The sequence below is a fragment of the Actinoallomurus oryzae genome, from assembly GCF_039541955.1.
In the GTDB taxonomy this organism is placed as follows: Bacteria; Actinomycetota; Actinomycetes; order Streptosporangiales; family Streptosporangiaceae; genus Actinoallomurus; species Actinoallomurus oryzae.
The window spans coordinates 145,511-165,355 of record NZ_BAABHF010000017.1 but is presented as its reverse complement, the minus strand read 5'-3'; the positions used below and the strand labels follow the sequence as shown (position 1 = coordinate 165,355).

23 protein-coding genes and 1 pseudogene are annotated in these 19,845 nt (G+C 71.0%); 13 read left to right on the top strand and 11 right to left on the bottom strand.

Going from position 1 to position 19,845, the window contains the following annotated elements; translation table 11 throughout:
- Positions 1 to 24: 24 nt before the first annotated feature.
- The 4 genes from ybeY (at position 25) to era (ending at position 3,222) form a co-directional block, all read left to right on the top strand.
- Entirely contained in the window at positions 25 to 507 is a 483-nt protein-coding gene (gene ybeY / locus ABEA10_RS13655; protein WP_345462692.1) for an rRNA maturation RNase YbeY, read from the top strand.
- On the top strand, positions 504 to 1,817 hold the full coding sequence (locus tag ABEA10_RS13650) for a hemolysin family protein (RefSeq protein ID WP_345462689.1): 1,314 nt from the start codon (positions 504 to 506) through the stop codon (positions 1,815 to 1,817). The genes ybeY and ABEA10_RS13650 overlap by 4 nt, the downstream gene beginning before the upstream one ends.
- A 95-nt stretch (positions 1,818 to 1,912) precedes the next feature.
- A complete protein-coding gene (locus ABEA10_RS13645; RefSeq protein ID WP_345462686.1) occupies positions 1,913 to 2,242 on the top strand; it encodes a cytidine deaminase in 330 nt (109 codons plus the stop codon).
- A 65-nt stretch (positions 2,243 to 2,307) separates the two neighbouring features.
- Entirely contained in the window at positions 2,308 to 3,222 is a 915-nt protein-coding gene (era, locus tag ABEA10_RS13640) for a GTPase Era (protein WP_345462683.1), read from the top strand.
- A gap of 1 nt (position 3,223) precedes the next feature.
- On the opposite strand, the gene ABEA10_RS13635 is transcribed toward era, so the two are convergent.
- Positions 3,224 to 3,874, bottom strand: coding sequence for a hypothetical protein (locus ABEA10_RS13635; RefSeq protein ID WP_345462680.1), 651 nt, complete (start codon positions 3,872 to 3,874; stop codon positions 3,224 to 3,226).
- 183 nt (positions 3,875 to 4,057) lie between these two features.
- Here ABEA10_RS13635 and ABEA10_RS13630 point away from each other — a divergent pair, with 183 nt between their 5' ends.
- From ABEA10_RS13630 to ABEA10_RS13605, 6 genes are all read left to right on the top strand, one after another.
- On the top strand, positions 4,058 to 4,672 hold the full coding sequence (locus tag ABEA10_RS13630; RefSeq protein ID WP_345462677.1) for a zinc-ribbon domain-containing protein: 615 nt from the start codon (positions 4,058 to 4,060) through the stop codon (positions 4,670 to 4,672).
- 39 nt (positions 4,673 to 4,711) lie between these two features.
- Positions 4,712 to 5,500 (top strand): dimethylargininase, encoded by a 789-nt coding sequence (gene ddaH / locus ABEA10_RS13625; RefSeq protein WP_345462674.1) that lies wholly within the window; start codon positions 4,712 to 4,714, stop codon positions 5,498 to 5,500.
- A 195-nt stretch (positions 5,501 to 5,695) separates the two neighbouring features.
- Positions 5,696 to 6,868, top strand: coding sequence for a Cmx/CmrA family chloramphenicol efflux MFS transporter (locus ABEA10_RS13620; RefSeq protein ID WP_345462671.1), 1,173 nt, complete (start codon positions 5,696 to 5,698; stop codon positions 6,866 to 6,868).
- 234 nt (positions 6,869 to 7,102) lie between these two features.
- A complete protein-coding gene (gene leuA / locus ABEA10_RS13615) occupies positions 7,103 to 8,779 on the top strand; it encodes a 2-isopropylmalate synthase (protein ID WP_345462668.1) in 1,677 nt (558 codons plus the stop codon).
- Positions 8,780 to 8,918: 139 nt separating this feature from the next.
- A complete protein-coding gene (locus tag ABEA10_RS13610) occupies positions 8,919 to 9,287 on the top strand; it encodes an antibiotic biosynthesis monooxygenase family protein (protein ID WP_329262375.1) in 369 nt (122 codons plus the stop codon).
- A complete protein-coding gene (locus ABEA10_RS13605) occupies positions 9,275 to 9,658 on the top strand; it encodes an ACT domain-containing protein (RefSeq protein ID WP_345462665.1) in 384 nt (127 codons plus the stop codon). Before ABEA10_RS13610 ends, ABEA10_RS13605 begins: the two co-directional genes overlap by 13 nt.
- A 33-nt stretch (positions 9,659 to 9,691) precedes the next feature.
- Here ABEA10_RS13605 and ABEA10_RS13600 read toward each other — a convergent pair whose 3' ends face one another.
- The 3 genes from ABEA10_RS13600 to ABEA10_RS13590 form a co-directional block, all read right to left on the bottom strand.
- Complete coding sequence (locus ABEA10_RS13600; protein ID WP_345462662.1) at positions 9,692 to 9,946, bottom strand: protealysin inhibitor emfourin; 255 nt, start codon at positions 9,944 to 9,946, stop codon at positions 9,692 to 9,694.
- On the bottom strand, positions 9,943 to 10,980 hold the full coding sequence (locus tag ABEA10_RS13595; protein WP_345462659.1) for a M4 family metallopeptidase: 1,038 nt from the start codon (positions 10,978 to 10,980) through the stop codon (positions 9,943 to 9,945). The genes ABEA10_RS13600 and ABEA10_RS13595 overlap by 4 nt, the downstream gene beginning before the upstream one ends.
- Positions 10,981 to 11,086: 106 nt before the next feature.
- On the bottom strand, positions 11,087 to 11,497 hold the full coding sequence (locus ABEA10_RS13590) for a hypothetical protein (protein ID WP_345462656.1): 411 nt from the start codon (positions 11,495 to 11,497) through the stop codon (positions 11,087 to 11,089).
- Between the two features lie 119 nt (positions 11,498 to 11,616).
- Here ABEA10_RS13590 and recO point away from each other — a divergent pair.
- A pseudogene (recO, locus tag ABEA10_RS13585) lies at positions 11,617 to 12,339 on the top strand (DNA repair protein RecO); the annotation flags it as partial.
- Between the two features lie 138 nt (positions 12,340 to 12,477).
- Positions 12,478 to 13,269: an isoprenyl transferase gene (locus ABEA10_RS13580; protein WP_345462650.1), complete on the top strand. Its 792-nt coding sequence runs from the start codon at positions 12,478 to 12,480 to the stop codon at positions 13,267 to 13,269.
- A 166-nt stretch (positions 13,270 to 13,435) separates the two neighbouring features.
- On the opposite strand, the gene ABEA10_RS13575 is transcribed toward ABEA10_RS13580, so the two are convergent.
- From ABEA10_RS13575 to ABEA10_RS13565, 3 genes are all read right to left on the bottom strand, one after another.
- Positions 13,436 to 14,038 carry a TetR/AcrR family transcriptional regulator gene (locus ABEA10_RS13575; RefSeq protein ID WP_329257182.1) on the bottom strand — a complete coding sequence of 201 codons (603 nt, stop codon included), beginning with the start codon at positions 14,036 to 14,038 and terminating at the stop codon, positions 13,436 to 13,438.
- 98 nt (positions 14,039 to 14,136) lie between these two features.
- Positions 14,137 to 14,586 (bottom strand): hypothetical protein, encoded by a 450-nt coding sequence (locus ABEA10_RS13570; protein ID WP_329257184.1) that lies wholly within the window; start codon positions 14,584 to 14,586, stop codon positions 14,137 to 14,139.
- Positions 14,587 to 15,400: 814 nt separating this feature from the next.
- A complete protein-coding gene (locus ABEA10_RS13565) occupies positions 15,401 to 16,036 on the bottom strand; it encodes a TetR/AcrR family transcriptional regulator (RefSeq protein ID WP_345462642.1) in 636 nt (211 codons plus the stop codon).
- 113 nt (positions 16,037 to 16,149) lie between these two features.
- Here ABEA10_RS13565 and ABEA10_RS13560 point away from each other — a divergent pair, with 113 nt between their 5' ends.
- Positions 16,150 to 16,893 carry an SDR family NAD(P)-dependent oxidoreductase gene (locus tag ABEA10_RS13560; RefSeq protein WP_345462639.1) on the top strand — a complete coding sequence of 248 codons (744 nt, stop codon included), beginning with the start codon at positions 16,150 to 16,152 and terminating at the stop codon, positions 16,891 to 16,893.
- A gap of 86 nt (positions 16,894 to 16,979) precedes the next feature.
- Here ABEA10_RS13560 and ABEA10_RS13555 read toward each other — a convergent pair whose 3' ends face one another.
- The 4 genes from ABEA10_RS13555 to ABEA10_RS13540 are packed head-to-tail and all read right to left on the bottom strand — an operon-like array spanning position 16,980 to position 19,805.
- Positions 16,980 to 17,348, bottom strand: a complete 369-nt coding sequence (locus ABEA10_RS13555; protein WP_345462636.1) for a Fur family transcriptional regulator — start codon at positions 17,346 to 17,348, stop codon at positions 16,980 to 16,982.
- Positions 17,345 to 18,166 carry a metal ABC transporter permease gene (locus ABEA10_RS13550; RefSeq protein ID WP_329257199.1) on the bottom strand — a complete coding sequence of 274 codons (822 nt, stop codon included), beginning with the start codon at positions 18,164 to 18,166 and terminating at the stop codon, positions 17,345 to 17,347. Before ABEA10_RS13550 ends, ABEA10_RS13555 begins: the two co-directional genes overlap by 4 nt.
- Positions 18,163 to 18,921 (bottom strand): metal ABC transporter ATP-binding protein, encoded by a 759-nt coding sequence (locus tag ABEA10_RS13545; RefSeq protein WP_345462632.1) that lies wholly within the window; start codon positions 18,919 to 18,921, stop codon positions 18,163 to 18,165. Before ABEA10_RS13545 ends, ABEA10_RS13550 begins: the two co-directional genes overlap by 4 nt.
- Entirely contained in the window at positions 18,918 to 19,805 is an 888-nt protein-coding gene (locus tag ABEA10_RS13540) for a metal ABC transporter substrate-binding protein (RefSeq protein ID WP_345462629.1), read from the bottom strand. The genes ABEA10_RS13545 and ABEA10_RS13540 overlap by 4 nt, the downstream gene beginning before the upstream one ends.
- Positions 19,806 to 19,845 lie beyond the last annotated feature (40 nt).

The window sequence follows — 19,845 nt, the reverse complement described above, 5'->3', positions numbered from 1 at the left end:
ACGAGTGAGGAGGGTGAACGACCGATGAGCATCGAAGTACTCAACGAGTCCGGTGAGGACGTCGACGAGACGACGTTGTCCGCTCTGGCGAGGCATGTGCTCGACCGCATGGACGTTCACCCGCTGGCCGAGCTGTCCATCGTCCTCGTGGACGAGGCGGCGATGACCGAGCTGCACGAGAAGTGGATGGGGGAGCCCGGTCCGACGGACGTGCTGGCCTTCCCGATGGACGAGCTGCGCCCGGGCCACGTGTCCGGCGGCACCGAGGACGCGCCGGCCGACCCGGCGCTGCTCGGTGACGTCGTGCTCTGCCCGGTGATCGCGGCTCAGCAGGGCCGCAAGGCCGGCCACGGCGCGGAGGACGAGCTGCACCTGCTGTGCACGCACGGCATCCTCCACCTGCTCGGCTACGACCATGCCGAGCCCGAGGAGCACAAGGAGATGTTCGGCCTGCAGGCGGAGCTTCTCGCCTCTTGGCGGGAGGCTCGCGCGCAGGCCCCCTCATGACTGCGCCCATGATCTGGCTGGTGATCCTCGCCGCCGCCCTGGTGGCGGTGGCGGGCCTGTTCGCCAGTGCCGAGACGGCGTTGGCCCGGATCTCGCGGGTCCGCGTCGAAGAGCTGGTCCGCGAAGACGGCCACAACGCCCGCATGCTGGCGCAGGTCGTCGCGGACTCCCCGCGTTACCTGAACCTCATCCTGCTGTTGCGGGTCAGCTGCGAGCTGGCCGCGACCGTGATCGTCACCATCGTGTGCACGAACTGGCTCGGCCAGAACTGGCGGGCGTACGCCACGGCCGCCGCGCTGATGATCGTGGTCAGTTACATCGCCGTCGGCGTCAGCCCGCGTACGCTCGGCCGTCAGCACGTCGACCGGGTGGCGCTCGTGGGCGCCGCGGTGATCCATCCGCTGGCGCGGGTGCTGGGGCCGCTGCCGAAGCTGCTCATCCTGCTCGGCAACGCCCTGACCCCCGGCAAGGGCTTCCGCGAGGGTCCGTTCACCTCCGAGGCGGAGCTGCGGGACCTGGTCGACCTGGCCGAGCAGCGGCGCCTCATCCAGCCGGACGAGCGGGAGATGATCCACTCGGTGTTCGAGCTGGGTGACACCCTCGTCCGCGAGGTGATGGTGCCGCGCACCGACATGGTCTTCATCGAGCGCGAGAAGACGCTGCGCCAGGCGCTGTCGCTGGCGCTGCGCAGCGGCTTCTCCCGCATCCCGGTGGTGGGCGAGAACGAGGACGACGTGGTCGGCATCGCCTACCTGAAGGACATCGTGCGCCGCAGCCACGAGTACCACGACGGCGAGTCGGTGGAGCGGGTCGAGTCGATCATGCGCCCGGCGACGTACGTGCCGGACAGCAAGCCGATCGATGAGCTGCTGCGCGAGATGCAGGCCCGGCAGACGCACTGCGCCGTGGTGATCGACGAGTACGGGGGGACCGCGGGGCTGGTCACCATCGAGGACATCCTCGAGGAGATCGTCGGTGAGATCACCGACGAGTACGACCAGGAGACTCCGCCGGTCGAGCACCTGGCCGACGGGCGGGCGCGGATCACCTCCCGGCTGCCCGTCGAGGACCTGGCCGACCTGTACGGCGTGGAGATCGACGTGGACGACGTCGAGACCGTCGGCGGCCTGCTGGCCCACGCCATCGGCCGCGTTCCGATCGCCGGCTCCCAGGCGACGGTCGCCGGCCTGCGGCTGACCGTGGAGAATCTCGCCGGCCGCCGCAACAAGATCGGCACCGTCCTGGTCGAGCGCCTGCCGCAGGACGATGAGGAGCAGCCGGCCGACGACCGCGAGAACGCCGAGGCTTGAAGACCGCCGATCAGGGAGCGGGTTCCGGGCCGGGCGCGGCCACGACGGCGGATCTGGAGGACGGGCGCGGCCGGAGGCGACGTACGCTGGCGGGCGTGAGTGAGCTCGATGCCGAAGACGTGAAGATCATTACCCTCGCGCGTTCGACGCGGGCCCGTGCCGGGGCCGCCGAGGGGGCCGCAGTACGGGACGAGACCGGGCGGACGTACGCGGCCGGGCCGGTGGAGCTTCCCTCGTTGAAGCTGACCGCGCTCCAGGTCGCCGTGGCCATGGCGGTCTCCAGCGGCGCGGAGGACCTCGAGGCCGCCGCCGTCGTCACCGAGGACGAGGCGCCCGACATCGCCGCCGTTCGCGACCTGGGGCCGAAGGCTCCGGTGCTGGTGGCCGGGCCGGACGGCTCCGTACGTGCCGTGCTGAGGGGCTGACCGGCGTCATGCGGTCCGGCGCCATGCGGTCCGGCGGCGGCCGTGAGTACGCCACAATCGACAGTGTGACCTCGCCCCAGACCGGCACCCGATTCAAGTCGGGGTTCGCCTGCTTCATCGGCCGCCCCAACGTGGGCAAGTCCACGCTCATGAACGCTCTCGTCGGCAGCAAGGTGGCGATCACGAGCAGCAAGCCGCAGACGACGCGGCGGACGATCCGGGGCATCGTGCACCGTCCGGACGCGCAGCTCGTCATCGTCGACACGCCGGGCCTGCACAAGCCGCGCACGCTGCTGGGCGAGCGGCTCGACAGCCTGGTGCGCTCGACGCTGAGCGAGGTCGATGTGATCGGTTTCTGCGTGCCGGCGAACGAGCAGGTGGGGCCGGGCGACCGGTTCATCGCCGCCGAGCTGGCCCAGGTGGGGCGCACGCCGGTCGTCGCGATGGTGACCAAGACCGATCTGGCGAGCCGCAAGCAGGTCGCCGAGCAGCTGCTCAAGGTGTCGCGGCTGGGGGATTGGGCCGACGTCGTGCCGTGCTCGGCCGAGTCGGGGTTCCAGCTCGACGTGGTCGGTGACGTGCTGGTCGATCGGCTGCCGGAGGGCATGCCGCTCTACCCCGAGGGCGAGCTGACCGACGAGCCGGAGCAGGTGATGGTGGCCGAGCTGATCCGCGAGGCCGCGCTGGAGGGCGTACGCGACGAGCTGCCGCACTCGATCGCGGTGGTCGTGGAGGAGATGGCGCCCCGCGAGGGCCGTGACGACCTGGTCGACGTCCACGCCTGGCTGTACGTCGAGCGGCCCAGCCAGAAGGGCATCGTCATCGGCCCCAAGGGCGCGCGGCTGAAGGACGTCGGCACGCGCGCCCGGCGGCAGATCGAGGCGCTGCTCGGCTCGAAGGTCTACCTCGACCTGCGGATCAAGGTCGCCAAGGACTGGCAGCGCGACCCCAAGCAGCTCCGTCGCCTCGGGTTCGACTGAGCTATCGCAGCCGAGACGTCGCGAAGGCGACGCCGCTCAGGCACAGGACCGCGATGGCCCCGGCCAGCGAGAGGTAGATCCCGGCCTGCAGGGAGACGTGCATGCTGCTCCGCAGGGCGGGCGGCAGGCCCCGTACGGCTTCGCCCTGGAAGTTCGCCTTGTCGCCGAACACCTTGAAGATCACCACGATGGCGATCACCGCGGGCAGGTCGGCGATCAGGCCGAGCCGTCCGTTGGCCGCCATCGTCACGACGCCGACGACGATCACGGCCACCGCGCAGGCAATGACGATCTTGCCCTCGGCGGCGCGGATGCCGGTCAGGTCACGGGCGAAGGAGTCGTTTCTCAGCGGGGTGCCGGGGGTGGCCGACCTGATCTGGAGTTTCAGCGAGATCCACGGCAGCAGCGTGCCGATGGCCATGAGCAGGCCCGCGACGGCGACGCCGATGCCGAGCGGCGAGCCCTTGCGGCCAGGGGTGGCGGGAGGCCAGGAGGGCGCTCCGGAACCCGGTTGCGGCGGGGCTCCGTAGGGTGAGGGATAGCCTTGTTGCCGGGGCGGCGGATGGCCGCCGTAGCCGCCGGGAGGCTGTTGGGGAGGGGCTCCCCACGGCTGCTGACCACCGCCGTCGCGGGGGTCGTACGGCTGGTTCATGCGGTGCAGCGTAGGAGTTCGCCCCGGCGCCTGGACAGTCCTAGGCCGATCAGGAAGGGACGAGGGACCTGTTCCGGCCACCTATCCTTCGGGAGGGCGGAATCGGCGAACGGTTCCGGCCCGGCGGACGGATACGGCAGGATCGATACCAGCGGGCGCCTTGCCTAGAGAAGGAGACCCTCCGTGTTGCTGATCTTCGGGCTCTCGGTGTTCTTCCGGACCATCGGCCAGGGCGACTTCCATTGCCCCAACTGCGGGGGCGACCGGCACTACCGGCAGCGGGTCGCCCGCCGCTGGTTCACGCTCTTCTTCATCCCGGTCATCCCGCTGAACCACGTCGGCGAGGTCATCGAGTGCGGCACGTGCCGTGGCCGCTTCAACCTCGACGTACTGCGCCTGCCCACCGCGCAGCAGATGGCGGCGGCTCTGCCGATGGCGATGCGCGCCGCGGTGGGCGCGGTGCTGGTGGCGGGCGACCCGGCCGACTCCGCCGCGCGTACCCGTGCCGTCGAGGCCGTCCGCGGGTACGGCATGGCCGACTTCGACGACGAGACGCTGGCCGCCGACCTGGAGGAGCGGCCGGACGGCACCGACGAGGTGATCGCCCAGGCGGGCGCCCAGCTCACCACCGAGGCACGCGAATGGTTCCTCGCCCAGGTCGTCCGCGTCGCGCTCGCCGACGGCGCGATCGGCGCCGGCGAGCGCCAGGCGCTGCACGCGGTCGCGGGCCGGCTCGGTATGACGCCCGCGCACGCCGTCGGCGTGATCAGCACGACCGAGGGGGCGGCGCGCGAGTGAGCGCCACGGCGTCGCGCCCGTCCGCGCGCGGGGGCGCTCATGAGTGAGCGCACCGCGCTGGTACGCCGACCGAGCCCCAATCTCGGAGACGGCATCGTCACGCACCTCGAGCGCAGGCCGGTCGACGCGGCGCTCGCGGTGTCCCAGCACGAGGCGTACGTCGCGGCGCTGGAGTCCGCGGGCTGGCGGGTGCGCTGGCTGCCGCCGGCCGACGACCTGCCCGACGGGGTGTTCGTCGAGGACACCGTGGTGGTCTGCGACGACCTGGCCGTGCTCGGCCGGCCCCGGGTGCCCGAACGCGCGGGGGAGATCCCGTCCATGGAGGGCACGGTCACCGGGCTGGGCCTGGAGGTCACCCGGATCGATGAGGGCTTTCTCGACGGCGGCGACGTGCTGCAGGTCGGCAACACCGTCTACGCCGGGCGTTCGGCCCGTACGAACGAAGACGCCATCTGTCAGCTGACCCGGCAGGTGGCCACGCGCGGGCGCCGCCTGGTGCCGGTGGCGCTGAACGACTGCCTGCACCTGAAGAGCGCGATGACGGCGCTGCCGGACGGGTCGCTCATCGGCGTCCCCGATCTGGTCGACACCTCGGCCCTGCCGTACCTGCGCGTGGCCCAGGAGCCGGCGGGTGCGCACGTCGTGGTGCTGGGGGAGAAGCAGGTGCTGGTCGGTGCCTCCGCCCCGCGCACGGCCGAACAGCTCGCCGCCGAGGGCTACGACGTGACGGTGGTCGACATCGGCGAGTTCGAGAAGCTCGAGGGCTGCGTCACCTGCCTGAGCGTCCTGATCCCCGGAAAACCGGGGTGCGCGGAGCGGCGCGCCTGAGCTACCGTGCCTGCCATGTCGAGCCCAGAGGCATCCAGGGTGGGGGCTTTCGGTCACCCGTCAGCCCCCTGATCCCCGCCGAACCTTCGCACGGTCCTGTCCCGCCGCACGCCGGCGTCGGACGGGCACGGCCGGGGCGCTGACCGCGGTGACGAGACGTCTCCTTACGATCTCTCCTCACCTCGGAGTCGCTCGATGCCTCTGGCTCTCTACCTTCTCGCCGTGGCGGTCTTCGCCATGGGCACGTCGGAGTTCATGCTCGCCGGCCTGCTGCCGGACATCGCCGCCGACCTCGGCGTTACGATCGCCACGGCGGGGCTGCTCACCTCGGCCTTCGCGGTCGGAATGGTCGTCGGCGCCCCGCTCACGGCCGGGCTCGCGCGCCGGTGGCCGCGGCGGCCGGCCCTGCTGGGCCTTCTCGGTCTCTTCCTCGCCGCGCACGTCGTCGGCGCCGCCACCGGCGATTTCACGGTGCTCCTCGCCACCCGGGTGATCGCGGCGCTCGCCAACGCCGGCTTCCTGGCGGTCGCGCTGACGACGGCCGCCGACCTGGTCCCCTCCGGCCGGAAGGGCCGGGCCCTGGCCGTCCTGCTGGGCGGCACCACGGTCGCCACCATCGCCGGGGTACCCGGCGGGGCGCTGCTGGGGACAATGTTCGGCTGGCGCGCCGCCTTCTGGGCGGTCGCGCTGTTGTGCCTGCCCGCGGCGCTCGGCATCGCGCGTGGCGTCCCCGCCGGTCCCGGGCGGCAGGACGCGGCACCGGGCCTGCGGCGCGAACTCACCGAGCTGCGGCGTCCGCGACTGGCCCTGGCCCTGCTGCTGGGCGCGCTGGTCAACGCCGCGACGTTCGGCACCTTCACCTTCCTCGATCCGATCGTCACCGGGGTCGCCGCGCTGGCTCCGCTGTGGGTCCCCGTCGTGCTGGTGCTGTTCGGCCTGGGGTCCTTCGCCGGCGTCACCGTCGCCGGGCGGTTGTCCGACCGGCGGCCTGCCGTCGTCGTCCTGGCCGGCGGGCCGCTGCTGCTCGGCGGCTGGGTCGCCCTCGGCCTCACCGCGCCGCACCCGGTCGCCGTGCTGGTGCTCGCCTTCACCCAGGGCGCGCTCTCCTTCGGCGTCGGGAGCACGCTGGTCGCCCGCGTGCTGTACGAGGCGGCGGGAGCGCCGACCATGGCGGGCTCCTACGCCACCGCCGCTCTCAACGTCGGGGCCGCCGCCGGACCCGTGATCGCCGGGGCCACGCTGACCACGTCGCTGGGCGAGCGGGGACCCGTCTGGGCCGGCGGCGTGCTGGTCGCCGTCGTGCTCCTCCTCGCACTGCCCTTCCGCCGGGCCCTCGGGTACGGCGGGCGCACCGCGCCGCACCCCTGAACACCGGCGGGCGGCCGGAGCCACATCCGTCTCAACTGTTGGGATCCGATTGTGACGGCGCGGGTGTCGTCTGTTAGCTTGGGCGACGTGCTGCGTGAGCTGCTCCTCCTTAGCGGCCGCGACGGGGGCCTGTAAAAGGTCGGCTCCCTCGTCGCGGGGCTTCGGCGTGATCGTCGGCCGCAGGCACTTCTCCCGGGAGCACCCTTTACCATGCATCGTCAAAAGCCCAGTCCCATGCCCTTCGGGCGCTACACCTCCTTCCCCACGGTCGATCTGCCGGATCGCGCCTGGCCGGGCAGGACGGTCACCAAGGCGCCGCGCTGGCTGTCCACCGACCTGCGCGACGGCAACCAGGCGCTGATCGACCCGATGAGCTCCGCGCGCAAGCTGGCCATGTTCGAGCTGCTCGTGCGCATGGGCTACAAGGAGATCGAGGTCGGGTTCCCGGCGGCCAGCCAGACCGACTTCGACTTCATCCGCCAGCTCATCGAAGAGGACCGCGTCCCCGACGACGTACAGATCTCCGTCCTCACCCAGGCTCGTGAGGAGCTGATCGAGCGGACCGTCCAGTCGCTGGCCGGGGCGCCGCGCGCGACCGTCCACCTGTACAACGCGACCGCGCCGCTGTTCCGCCGCGTGGTGTTCGGCATCGACCGGGCCGAGTGCAAGGCCCTCGCCGTGGAGGGCACCCAGCACGTCATGAAGTTCGCCGAGCAGTACCTCGGCGACTGCGACTTCGGCTACCAGTACAGCCCGGAGATCTTCATCGACACCGAGCTGGACTTCGCGCTGGAGGTCTGCGAGGCGGTCATGGACGTCTGGCAGCCGGGGCCCGACCGGGAGATCGTGCTCAACCTGCCCTCGACGATCGAGCGCTCCACGCCCAACGTCTACGCCGACCAGATCGAGTGGATGAGCCGCAACCTGTCCCGGCGTGAGCACGTGGCCCTGTCGGTGCACCCGCACAACGACCGGGGCACCGCCGTGGCGTCGGCCGAGCTCGCGATGATGGCCGGCGCCGACCGGGTCGAGGGCTGCCTGTTCGGCAACGGCGAGCGCACCGGCAACGTCTGCCTCGTCACGCTGGGCATGAACCTCTTCTCCCAGGGCATCGACCCGGAGATCGACTTCTCCGACATCGACGGCATCCGCCGCACCGTGGAGTACTGCAACCAGCTCCCGGTGCACGAGCGCCATCCGTACGCCGGCGACCTGGTCTACACGTCCTTCTCCGGCTCGCACCAGGACGCGATCAAGAAGGGCTTCGACGCCCTGGAGCGCGACGCCGCGCAGGCGGGCGTGCCGGTCGGCGAGTACCGCTGGGCGCTGCCGTACCTGCCGATCGACCCCAAGGACGTCGGCCGCTCGTACGAGGCCGTGATCCGGGTGAACAGCCAGTCCGGCAAGGGCGGCGTCGCGTACATCATGAAGACCGAGCACTCCCTCGACCTGCCGCGCAAGCTGCAGATCGAGTTCTCCCGCGTCGTGCAGGAGCACACCGACGGCGAGGGCGGCGAGGTCACGCCCGAGGAGATGTGGTCGATCTTCGAGGCCGAGTTCCTGACGAACGGGCCGAAGGTCGGGCTCCTCGCGCACCGCGCGGTGTCACGGGTCGACGAGAAGGACATGCTCAACGTCGACGTCCGCGTCGACGGGGAGATCCGTGAGATCGAGGGCATCGGCAACGGCCCGATCTCGGCGTTCGTGAACGCCCTGGCCACGATCGGCGTCCACGCCCGGGTGCTGGACTACGCCGAGCACGCGCTGTCGGAGGGCAGCGACGCCCGGGCCGCGGCGTACGTCGAGTGCCAGGTCGGCGAGCGGGTGCTGTGGGGCATCGGCATCGACGCCAACACCGTCACCGCCTCGCTGAAGGCCGTGCTGTCGGCGGTCAACCGCGCGCTGCGCTGACCCGGGCGACCGAGCCGCCGCGGGCCGCCTCCACCGTGAGGGCCCGCGGCGGCGGTTTTCCGGGATGACGAGAGCCGCCGTCCGGCATTGTTCGACGAGCGGCGAAACATTCTCGCGTTAACGTCGCGACGTGATCGCGATGATTTTCGAGTACCGGTTCGATCCGGACGATGACGCCGCCTACCAGGAGTACCTGGCGGAGTCGGCGAGGCTGCGGGAACTGCTGCCCTCGATCGACGGCTTCGAGGGCGTCGAGCGGTACACCAGCGACCGGGAGCCGCGCAGCTTCGTCGCCATCGGCTATTTCCGGGACGAGGCGGCGGTCGCCGCCTGGCGGAACGCCCCGGAGCACCGGCGCGCCCAGGCCCTCGGCCGGCACCGGTTCTTCACGGGCTACCGGCTCCGGATGGCCGAGGTGATCCGCGACTACGGCCCGGCCGACCGTGAGCAGGCGCCCGGCGACAGCCGCCGCGTCCACGACCGGGAGGAGGGACGTTGCACGATCTGACGCTCGAACTGGACGATCGGCCCGGTGCTCTCGCGGCCATGGCCGAGACGCTGGGCGCCGCGGGGATCAGTATCGAAGGCGGTGGCGTGTTCACCGTCGACGGCCGTGCCGTCGCGCACTTTCTCTTCCAGGACGGCGAGGCGGCGTCCTCCGCGCTGCGGGCCGCCGGAATCGGGGTGAGGGACTGCCGGCCCGTGCTGGTCCGCCGGCTCGACCAGGATCGGCCCGGGCAGCTCGGGGCGATCACGCGTGCCCTCGCCGACGCCGGAGTGAACATCGAGGCGCAGTACTCCGACCACGACCACCGGCTCATCCTTCTGGTGGACGATCCCGCCATGGCGGCGGCGGTGACGGCGTCCTTCGAACCGTGACCGGCCGACCGCGGCGTACGGGCCGGGGTGGGATCAGCTGCCGTGGGTCATGACGTGGTCCACCAGCTCGCGCAGGGGACCGTGGAGGTCGGCCTCGCCGACCTGGGCGGAGTGGTCGCCGATCTGGATCTCATAGACGTACCGGTCGGGCTGGGGGCGGTGCTGGGGGATCTCGTCCAGGGAGACGTTGTCGATGAGTCCGGCCACCGCCGGGTGGTCCGCCGAATCGACCTCGGCACGGCGGACCAGTCCGGCGAACCCACCACTGCGGGTGACGGCCACCCTCATGTGACCTTCACGCCGACCGTCGTCCAGGCTTCGCGGACCGCGTCGCTCTCGGTGCTCTTCACACCGAACAGCTTGCCCGCGGTCGCATAGGTCATGCTGGCAAATGTCGCGAAGTCCGCCGTTGTAGGCACCTTTTTACTGGTGATGGTGTCGTACCAGATCCGTCCCGCCTTTTCCCACGCGTGGCCGCCGATGGAGGTCGCGGCCAGGTAGAACGCGCGGTTGGGGATGCCGGAGTTGATGTGCACCCCGCCGTTGTCGCTGTCGGTGTCGACGTAGTGCGCCATTTCCGCGGGCTGCGGGTCCTTGCCGAGGTTCGGGTCGTCGTACGCCGTGCCGGGCGCCTTCATCGAGCGCAGCGCGACGCCGTTCACCTGGGAGGCGAACATGCCCTGGCCGATGAGCCAGTCGGCCTGCTCGGCGGTCTGGCCGAGGTGGTACTGCTTGACGAGCGAGCCGAACACGTCGGACAGCGACTCGTTGAGCGCGCCGCTCTGGCCCTCGTACGCCAGGCCGCCGGAGTACTGCGTGACACCGTGCGTCAGCTCGTGCCCGGTCACGTCGAGCGGGCCGGTGAAGGTCGTGAAGATCTGCTGATCGCCGTCGCCGTACACCATCTGGGAGCCGTCCCAGAAGGCGTTGTCGTAGTCGACGCCGTAGTGAACCGAGGCGACCAGCGGCAGGCCGGCACCGTCGATGGAGTTGCGGGCGTACGCGGTGCTGTAGAAGTCGAAGGTGACGCCGAGCCAGTCGTAGATCTGGTCGGCCGCCTGATCGCCCGTCGCCGGGCCGCCCTCGGACCGCACCGTCGGGCCGGGCAGGGCCTCTTTGTGCCCGGCGTCGTGGATCGTGCGGTTCGCCGTGGCCGGCGCGGTGGCCTTGGGCGGCTGGGCGATCAGCTGCGCGGCGCTTCGCGTGTCGCGTTTCGCGAGGTCGAGTGTGAGGGTCCGCTGGACGAGCTCGCGGACCATCTCGTCACCGTGCTGGTCCGCGACATGGCGGAGGACGTGTGGTGGGACGATCGTGCATCTCATGAATGCACATTTGCACGATGAATGTGATCCACACCACTGTCCACCCGGCCGCATGTGGTCACTGCTTGTTAATTATCAACTACAAAGAGTCTGTGGCTGAAGGTTCTTACCAGTCGCCGTTGTAGTCGCCGTAGTCCTCGACGTGATCGACCTCGACCACGTGCTCGACGACCTCGACGTGCTCGTGTTCGTGGTCGTCGTCGAGCAGCTCGTTGACGACCATGCCGCCGACGAAGCCGGCCGCGCCCGCGGCGGCCACGGTGCCCAGGCCGTACTGATGCCGCTGGTGCGGTTGCTCGTACTGCGGGTAACCGTAGTCCGGTTGCGGGTAGCCGGGCTGCGGATAGCCCTGCTGTGGATAACCGGGCTGCGGATACCCGCTCTGACCCTGGACGTACTGCATCCAGCGCTGCGCGCACGCGACGCACGAGCGTACCGGGCGGGGCGTACCCCACTGCGGCGTCCACGTGATGTCCTGCGTGGCCGGGCCGTGGGAAGCGTCGAAGAAGCAGGTCACTGACTCTCCTGAGAGTTCGGCTCTAGGTCGGGCCCTCGGTGTTCGGGCGTCATGTCAACGATCATGGACCGTAGCGGGTTCCGTGCCGCCCCATACGGGTTCTGCGGGACAATGGGCGGGTGAGTCTCTATCGTGACGAGGGCGTCGTGCTCCGCACCCAGAAGCTGGGCGAGGCCGACCGCATCGTGACGATCCTCACGCGGCGCAGCGGCCGGGTCCGCGCCGCCGCCAAGGGCGTGCGCAAGACCAAGTCGCGGTTCGGCGCGCGGCTGGAGCCCTTCACCCACGTCGACCTTCAGCTGTACGAACGCCGCTCCCTCGACCTCGTCACGCAGGCCGAGACGCTGCGGCCGTACGGCGAGCGCCTCGCCGTCGACTATCCGCGCTACACCGCGGGCACCGCGATGCTGGAGACCGCCGAGAAGCTCACGCCGGTCGAGAAAGAACCGGCGCTGCGGCAGTTCCTCCTGGTCATCGGCGGGCTGCGCACGCTCGTCGAGGGCGGGCACGACCCGCGACTGGTCCTCGACGCGTTCTTCCTGCGCTCCCTCGCCATCGCGGGGTACGCGCCGGCGCTGGAGGAGTGCGCGCGCTGCGGAGAGCGTACGGGCCGGGCGTTCGCGATCGCCTCGGGCGGCATGGTCTGCGGATCCTGCCGGCCACCGGGCTCGGCCAGCCCGGCGGAGGCGACGGTCGGACTGATGATCGCGCTGCTGCGCGGCGACTGGGACCGCGCCGACGCGAGCGAATCCCGCCACCGGGTAGAGTGCAGCGGCCTCGTCGCCGCCTACCTCCAATGGCACCTGGAACACGGCATCCGCTCCCTCCGCCACGTCGAGCGGGAGGCGCCGAGCGAACGGAGTGGCCGGTTGAGGGACGAGACCGGCCGCGGAGTGAGTGAGAAGCCGAGCGCGACCAGAGGGCCCGAGCGGGAGGCGCCGCTGCGGGATGTTGTCATCGAATAGGAGAAACACCACATCATGAGGGCCGTACAGCCGCCGGAGCCGCACGAGAGCGGAGCGCGACCGCCGGAGCTGCCCAAAGATTTGATCCCCAATCATGTCGCCATCGTCATGGACGGCAACGGTCGCTGGGCCAAAGAGCGCGGGCTGGCGCGCACGGAGGGTCACAAGATGGGGGAGTACGCCCTCTTCGATGTGATCATGGGGGCGATCGAGTTGGGCGTGCCGTACCTGTCGGCGTACGCGTTCTCCACCGAGAACTGGCGGCGTTCGCCGGACGAGGTGCGCTTCCTGATGGGGTTCAACCGTGACGTCATCCGGCGTCGCCGCGACCAGCTCCACGCGATGGGCGTACGCGTGCGGTGGGCGGGCCGCCGGCCGAAGCTCTGGCGCAGCGTCATCAAGGAGCTCGAGGACGCCGAGCGGATGACCGAGCACAACAACGTCCTGACCCTGCAGTTCTGCGTGAACTACGGCGGCCGGGCCGAGATCGCCGACGCGGCGGCGGCGATCGCCCGCGACGTGCAGGCCGGCAAGCTGCGCCCCGACAAGATCAACGAAAAGGTCTTCCAGCGTTACCTCTACCGGCCCGAGATACCCGAGGTCGACCTGTTCCTGCGTCCGTCGGGGGAGCTGCGCAGCTCCAACTTCATGGTCTGGCAGTCGGCGTACGCGGAGTTCGTCTACCAGGACGTGCTCTGGCCGGACTACGACCGCCGGAACTTCTGGCGGGCGTGCGAAGAGTACGCCCGCCGCGACCGGAGGTTCGGAGGAGCGATCCCCAACGAGGTGGCCGCGGGGGCCAAGTAGCCGGGCCGACGGCCCCCTTCGCCGGCGATCCGGGACCTACGCGGGCCACACTCCGTGGACCTTGAGGTACACGTTGCCCGCCCGGGAAGCGAGGACCGCCTGTCGCGGCACTGGGGTGCGTGCGATCGTACGCGTCTCGCCATCCCCAACGAGGTGACCGCGAGGGTCACGTAGACCGGAGCGGGCGTACGGGTTCGTCGGGCGGGTCGCCGGCCGGCAGGCCGTACATCGTCAGCAGGCGATGCCGGACGGCGGCGAGCGGATACGTCTCGGGGTAGACCGCGAGCTTGAAGATGACGCCTTCGAGCACGCTGCGGAACAGCACCTCCTCCAAGGCGGGGTCCTCGGCCCCGCGCGCGGCGAAGATCTCCTGGAGCCGGCGCTCGAACTTCTCGACCGCGTCGGCCTTGGCGGCCTCGACGCCGACGAATATCTCGCGCGTGCCGGGCTGGAGCATGAGGCAGAGCACGAGCCGCTGCACGCCGATGGTGTTCGCCGCCGAGCCCAGCGTGCGGTCGATGATGCCGGCGAGCCGCAGGTCGGGGGTGTCCTCACCCTCGGCCGGGTCGGTCAGCGCCAGGATGCCGTCGAGCGCCTGGCCGAGCAGTGCCTGGAGCAGCTTCTCCTTGGCCGGGAAGTAGTACGACACCAGGCCGCGGGCGACACCGGCCCGCTCGGCGATCTGGGCGATCGTGGTGCCCTCGTACCCGCGCTCGGCGAATGCCAGCAGGGCCGCTTCCAGGATCCGCTGCTGTGACTGTTCACGCATTTCGCGGTTGACCTGAGCCGAACGTGGCGACAAGCGAACCCCCGACAGATCGATGACAGTCCCCATTGTCCTCGCCTGCCGCCACGAAGGCGCACCGGTCAGGCTCGGACCCGGCCGTTGATGGCGCCGACGACGTTGTTGACGCCGCCCTTGTCGGCCGACTCCAGCTCCAGGTCGACACCGCCCTGGAACGTGATGGCGAAGTTGTACACCTTGACGGACACCTGCGCGCGGCCGGACTCCAGCATCCGCGCCTCGGCGACTTGGGCGATCGGGATCTCGGCGACGAGGTCCTTGGCCCGCCCGAGCGCCGACTGCTCGAACAGCAGCACCCGCCGGTCGGTGACCGCGAGGTTCATCTTGGGCGGCAGCCCGCCGTCCGCCGCCACGTCCACGAAACGGATGCCGACGACGTTCTGCAGCGCCGCGTAGTAGCCCTCACGCTTCAGCGTGCCCGGGAGGTTGGCCATGCAGCTCGCCACGAGCCTCTCGTCCGGACCGAGGATCTTCGAAGCGGCCTTCTTGACGGCCCAGTCACGTGCGGCCATGTGCGTGCTCCATTCATTCGCTTAGAGGGAGCGTTGACTGTACAGCCAGCCAGTGATTAGCGCCACCGCGGTCCGGGGATTGGGACGAGCCGCTCGCCGACTCGTCCGAAGGCGACCGACGACCCGCCGTACGAGCGGGAAGACCGTGCCTGGACCCGCACCGATCAGCGCAAGCGTCCGGCGCGGCGGGGCGCCCGTACGGCTGGCGGCGTGGCTTGGCCGGTCGGGGTGGGGGTGTTCGGCGTGCGAGGCGGCCCGCACTGGTCGGCGCGAGCGTCCCGGGTGCCGGCGTGCTCCCGGGTGCCGGCGTGCACGCGCGGTGGCGCGGCCAGGGCGGCGACAGGGCTCGTGTGGAGCGTGCCGAGGGTGACCGGGTGTGCTGGAGCCGTCGCGGTGGCCGGCGCGGGCCGGTCGCTCGCCGCCGTGCCGTAGAGGGCGGCGTCCTCCGGCGAAGGCTTTCGGGGATTGCGGCGTGGCGTGGGAATTCCCCGCCGGGCTCGCTCGTTACCGTGGCGGGAGACCATCGCTCGTCAATGGCGGAAATGGCCCGCGCAACACGCCCCCCAATGACAGGGGAACCGCAAGTGACGTGCGATAATAAGGTGTAATCCTTCCGGCTCGACCTTGCTGGATAATGCTATGTCTCAACTGCGTCGTGTTTTCGCTCGCATCCGTCGTCAGCCCGTCCCGGTACAGCCGTGGACCTACCGGCGTATTGCCACTCCGGAAGAGATCGAAAGGCTGACGAAGGACGATCTGCGCCCTGCCGCATGATCGCCTGATCGCTTGACCGAGGCCGGGACGCCACCGTGCGTCACCGGCCTCGTATGAGCTTCTCCAGCTGGCCGTCCGTCAGGGGCGGCGTCTCGATCGGGTGGGCCGCCTCGGCCCGCAGTCCGTCGACGACGAAGGCCAGGTGGCGGCGCCACGTCTGTGGAGCGACCTCCATCGACTCCCGGATCACCTGGGACATCGCCCACATCAGGGTGATGAGGTCGCGTGTCTCGAAGTCGGCGCGCAGCCGTCCGCTCTGCCGCGCTCGCTCGATGAGGAGCTCCGCCTGGGCGAACCCGCTCCGGCACGCCGCGCCGACCGCCGAGTCATCGGGAAACCGCCGGGCCAGCGCGTCGTTGAGCCCGTGGTCGCGTGCCTGGAGCTCGAACAGCCCACTCAGGAACCGGACGAAACCGTCCCAGGGGTCCGGGTCGGCGAGGGCCTCGGTGGTGATCCGCTCCAGGGCCGCGAGCCGCTCGGGCAGGATCGCGTCGAAGAGGTCCTGCCGCGTCGGGAAGTGGTTGTAGAGCGTGCCGATGCTGACCTTCGCCTGGCGGGCGATCTCTTCCAGCGGCGCGTCCAGGCCGCGTTCACCGAAGACGTGAACGGCGGAGGCCAGCAGCTTGTCGCGGTTGCGCGCGGCGTCCGCCCGTAGACGCCTGGCTTGGGGCGGCATATCCCTGCTCTGTTCCCTGCTCTGTCGCTAACTCGAAGGTTGCCTCAACTTCTATGCTAGCGTTCCCAGAAAGTTGAGGACCTCCTCAAGTTAGTGCTCTGGAGGGATGTGCCATGAAGAAGACCGTCGTCGTCCTGGGCGTGGGGCCGGGTCTGGGGATGTCGATCGCGCACCGGTTCGGCCGGGAGGGCTACGCCGTGGCCCTGGTGTCCCGCAGCGGCTCCCGCCACGGCGGTTACCTCTCCGCCCTGGCGGACGCGGGCGTCGAGGCGTCCGCCCTGACCGCCGACGTCCGCGACCGTGACCGCCTCTGGTCCGTCCTCGACACGATCGCGGACCGCCACGGGAGCGTCGACGTGGTCTACTACGGCCCGGGCGCGGTCGACCCGTCGGCTCGGCCGGTGCCGATCGACCGGATCGGCTCCGACGCCGTACGAGAGTCGATGAGCGCGGTCTACCCTGCCGTCGACGTGGTGGAGAAGGTGCTGCCGGGCATGACCGAGCGGCGCGAGGGCGGGCTGCTGTTCGCCGGCGGCCTGAGCGCGGTGGTGCCACTGCCGGCCCTGGGCGCCCTGGCGCTCGCCTCGGCGGCCCTGCGCAACTACGCCCTCACCCTGAACGCCGGCCTGGCCGGCAGCGGGGTGTACGCGGGCACCCTCACCATCGGAGGCCTGATCGAACGCGGCGACATCCACAGGCTGGTGACGTCGCAGCCGGGCGGCCCCGGCGAGGTCGCGTCCCTGGACCCGGACCTGATCGCCGACGAGGCCTGGCGCCTGTACACCGACCGCGACCGTCCCGAGGCCACCTTCGACGTGCTGACCCCGGCCGGAGACGGGGAACGTCTCCGGCCCTGACCTTCGTCAGCGTCGACGGCCCTGCGGCCCTCTCGTCTCCGTGAAGCAACGAGTCGCCACGTCGGGAGGGCGGCGCCGCCGCCGGGTCAGTGGTCCGAGCAGGTGCCGAAGACCTCGACCGTGTGAGTGACGTCGCGGAACCCGTGCTCGGCGCCGATCGCCTCGGCCCACTTCTCCACCGCCGGGCCCTCGATCTCCACCGTACGGCCGCAGACGCGGCAGACCAGGTGGTGGTGGTGCTCGTCCGTCCGGCACGCCCGGTAGACCGCCTCGCCCTCGTCGGTGCGCAGCACGTCCACCTCGCCGGAGTCGCTGAGCACCTGGAGCGCGCGGTACACCGTGGTCAGGCCGATGCGTGAGCCCGACGCACGCAGGTCGGCGTAGATGTCCTGCGCGCTGCGGAAGGCCTCGGTGGTGGACAGCGCGCGGCGTACGTCGTCCCGTCGGCCCGTCATGGCGTTCCCGTACGGCGCATACGGATCAGTCTTCCAGCCCCGACGGCGCCGAGGAAGACGGCCATCGCCAAAAGGACGATCGTGGGGCCTGGGGCGATGTCGACGTCCACCGAAACCCACAGGCCGCCGACGGCGGCGACGACGCCGACCACGACGGCCACCCCGATCGTCGCGCGGAATCCGCGGGTGAGCTGCTGCGCGGCGGCGACCGGCACCACCATCAGCGCGCTGACCAGCAGCAGGCCGACCGCGCGCATCGCCACGACCACCGTCAGCGCGGCCGTCACCGCGATCAGCAGCGACAGGAACCGCACCGGCAGGCCGCTCGCCCGCGCGACCTCCTCGTCCTGGCACAGCACGAACAGCTCGCGACCGAAGACGGCCAGGATGACGACGACCGCGACGGCCAGCCCCGCCACGACCCACAGGTCGCCGGGGCTGACGCTGCTGATCGACCCGAACAGGTAGCTGTTGAGGTTCGCGCTCCCGCCGGACAGGTTGGCGAACAGCACGCCGCCGGCCAGCCCGCCGTAGAACAGCAGCGCGAGCGCCACGTCGCCGCCGGTGCGGGTGCGCACCCGCAGCAGCTCGATCGCGACCGCGCCCAGCGCGGAGATGACCAGCGCCAGGATCGTGGGGGAGCTGCGCGTCAGCAGGCCGAGGCCGACACCGGTGAGGGCGATGTGGCCGATGCCGTCGCCGAGCAGCGCCAGGCGCCGCTGCACGATGAACGTGCCGACGGCCGGGGCGGCGATGCCGACGAGCACGGCCGCGACCAGCGCTCGGCGTAGGAAGTCGTACGACAGGAGTTCGATCATGACAGGAGCCGGGGTTCGGACGCGGAGGCGTGCGGATGGACGTGGTCGTGGCCGGGCAGCGCGCACTCGCCCTGCGGGATCGGCGGGACGCCCTCGTGGACGATCCGGCCCGCCTCGAGTACGACCGACCGGGTGATCAGCGGCTCCAGCGGCCCCAGCTCGTGTGCGACGAGCACGACCGTACGGCCCTGCCCGACCAGATCGCGCAGGGTGCCGGCCAGGGTCTCCTGGCTGCGGGCGTCGACGCCGGCCGTCGGCTCGTCCATGACGAAGGCGTCCGGTTCGCCGGCCAGGGCCCGGGCGATCAGCACGCGCTGCTGCTGGCCGCCGGACAGCTCCTGGGCGGGGTCGCGGGCCCGGTCGGCCATGCCGACGGCCGAAAGCGCCCGGTCCACCGCGCGGCGGTCGGCGGCCGAGGACGGGCGCAGCCGCGACTGCCGCGCGATCCGGCCGGAGGCCACGACCTCGCGTACGGTGGCGGGCACCCCGCCGCCGATCGACAGGCGCTGCGGGACGTACCCGATGCGCTTCCAGTCGCGGAACCTGCCCGGCGGCACGCCGTACAGCTCGGCCCGCCCGGCGGACAGCGGGATCAGCCCGAGCAGCGCGCGGATCAGCGTCGACTTGCCGGAGCCGTTCGAGCCCATGACCGCGACGACCTCGCCGGCACGTACGGTCAGGTCGATGCCGCGCAGCACGGGACGGCGGTCGTACCGCACCTCGCCGCCGGTCAGGGAGAACGGGGTCGCCATCATGAACACCCCAGAGCGGTTCGGAGCGTCGCGAGGTCGCGACGCATGATCGAGAAGTAGTCGTCGTGGGAGCCCGGCCGGACTCCCTCGACCGGATCGAGCACCTCGGTGCGCACCCCGGCCTCACGCGCGAGCGTGTCGGCGGTCTTCGGACTGGCCAGCGTCTCGGTGAACACCGTGGTCGCGCCGGTGCGGCGGATCAGGCCGGTCATCTCGGCGATGCGCTGCGGCGACGGCTCGGCCTGCGGGTCCAGCCCCGCCACGCCGACCTGCGTGAGCCCGTAGCGCGCGGCCAGGTAGCCGAAGGCGGCGTGGCCCGTGACGATCTCCTTGCGCGCGCAGCCGCGCAGCCCGGTGCGGAACTCGGCGTCCAGGGCGTTCAGCCGGGTCACGACCTGGGCGGCGCGGGCGCGGTAGCCGGCGGCGTTCTCGTCGTCGATCCGGGCCAGCCGTTCGCCGAGCGCGGTCGCCACGGTCGCGAACCGGGACGGGTCGAGCCACAGGTGCGGGTCGACGGCGCCGTCGTTCGCCTCGTCCCGCGGCGCGGGCAGGGTCGTGACCACGGACTCGGCGTCGAGCCCGTGGTTCTTGGCGTGCTGGCGCACGGCCTTGTCCACGGCCGGCTGCACGCCCTTGACATAGAAGGTCAGCTTGGACTCGCCTACGTCGATCACCTGCCGGGGCGTCAGCTCCAGGTCGTGCGGCTCGGCGCCCGGTTTGGTGAGGTTCTCGACGTAGAAGCCGGGACCGGCGACCTGCGTCGCCAGCCACGCGAGCGGATAGAACGCCGCGGTCAGCCGCGGCCTCCCACCGGTGCCCGCCCTCGCCCCGCACGCGCCGGCCATGAGCAGCGCGGCGAGCACCAAGGGCAGGATTCGGGAACGCACCGAACAAGTATGGGTGAACATGAAAATGATTGTCAAAATC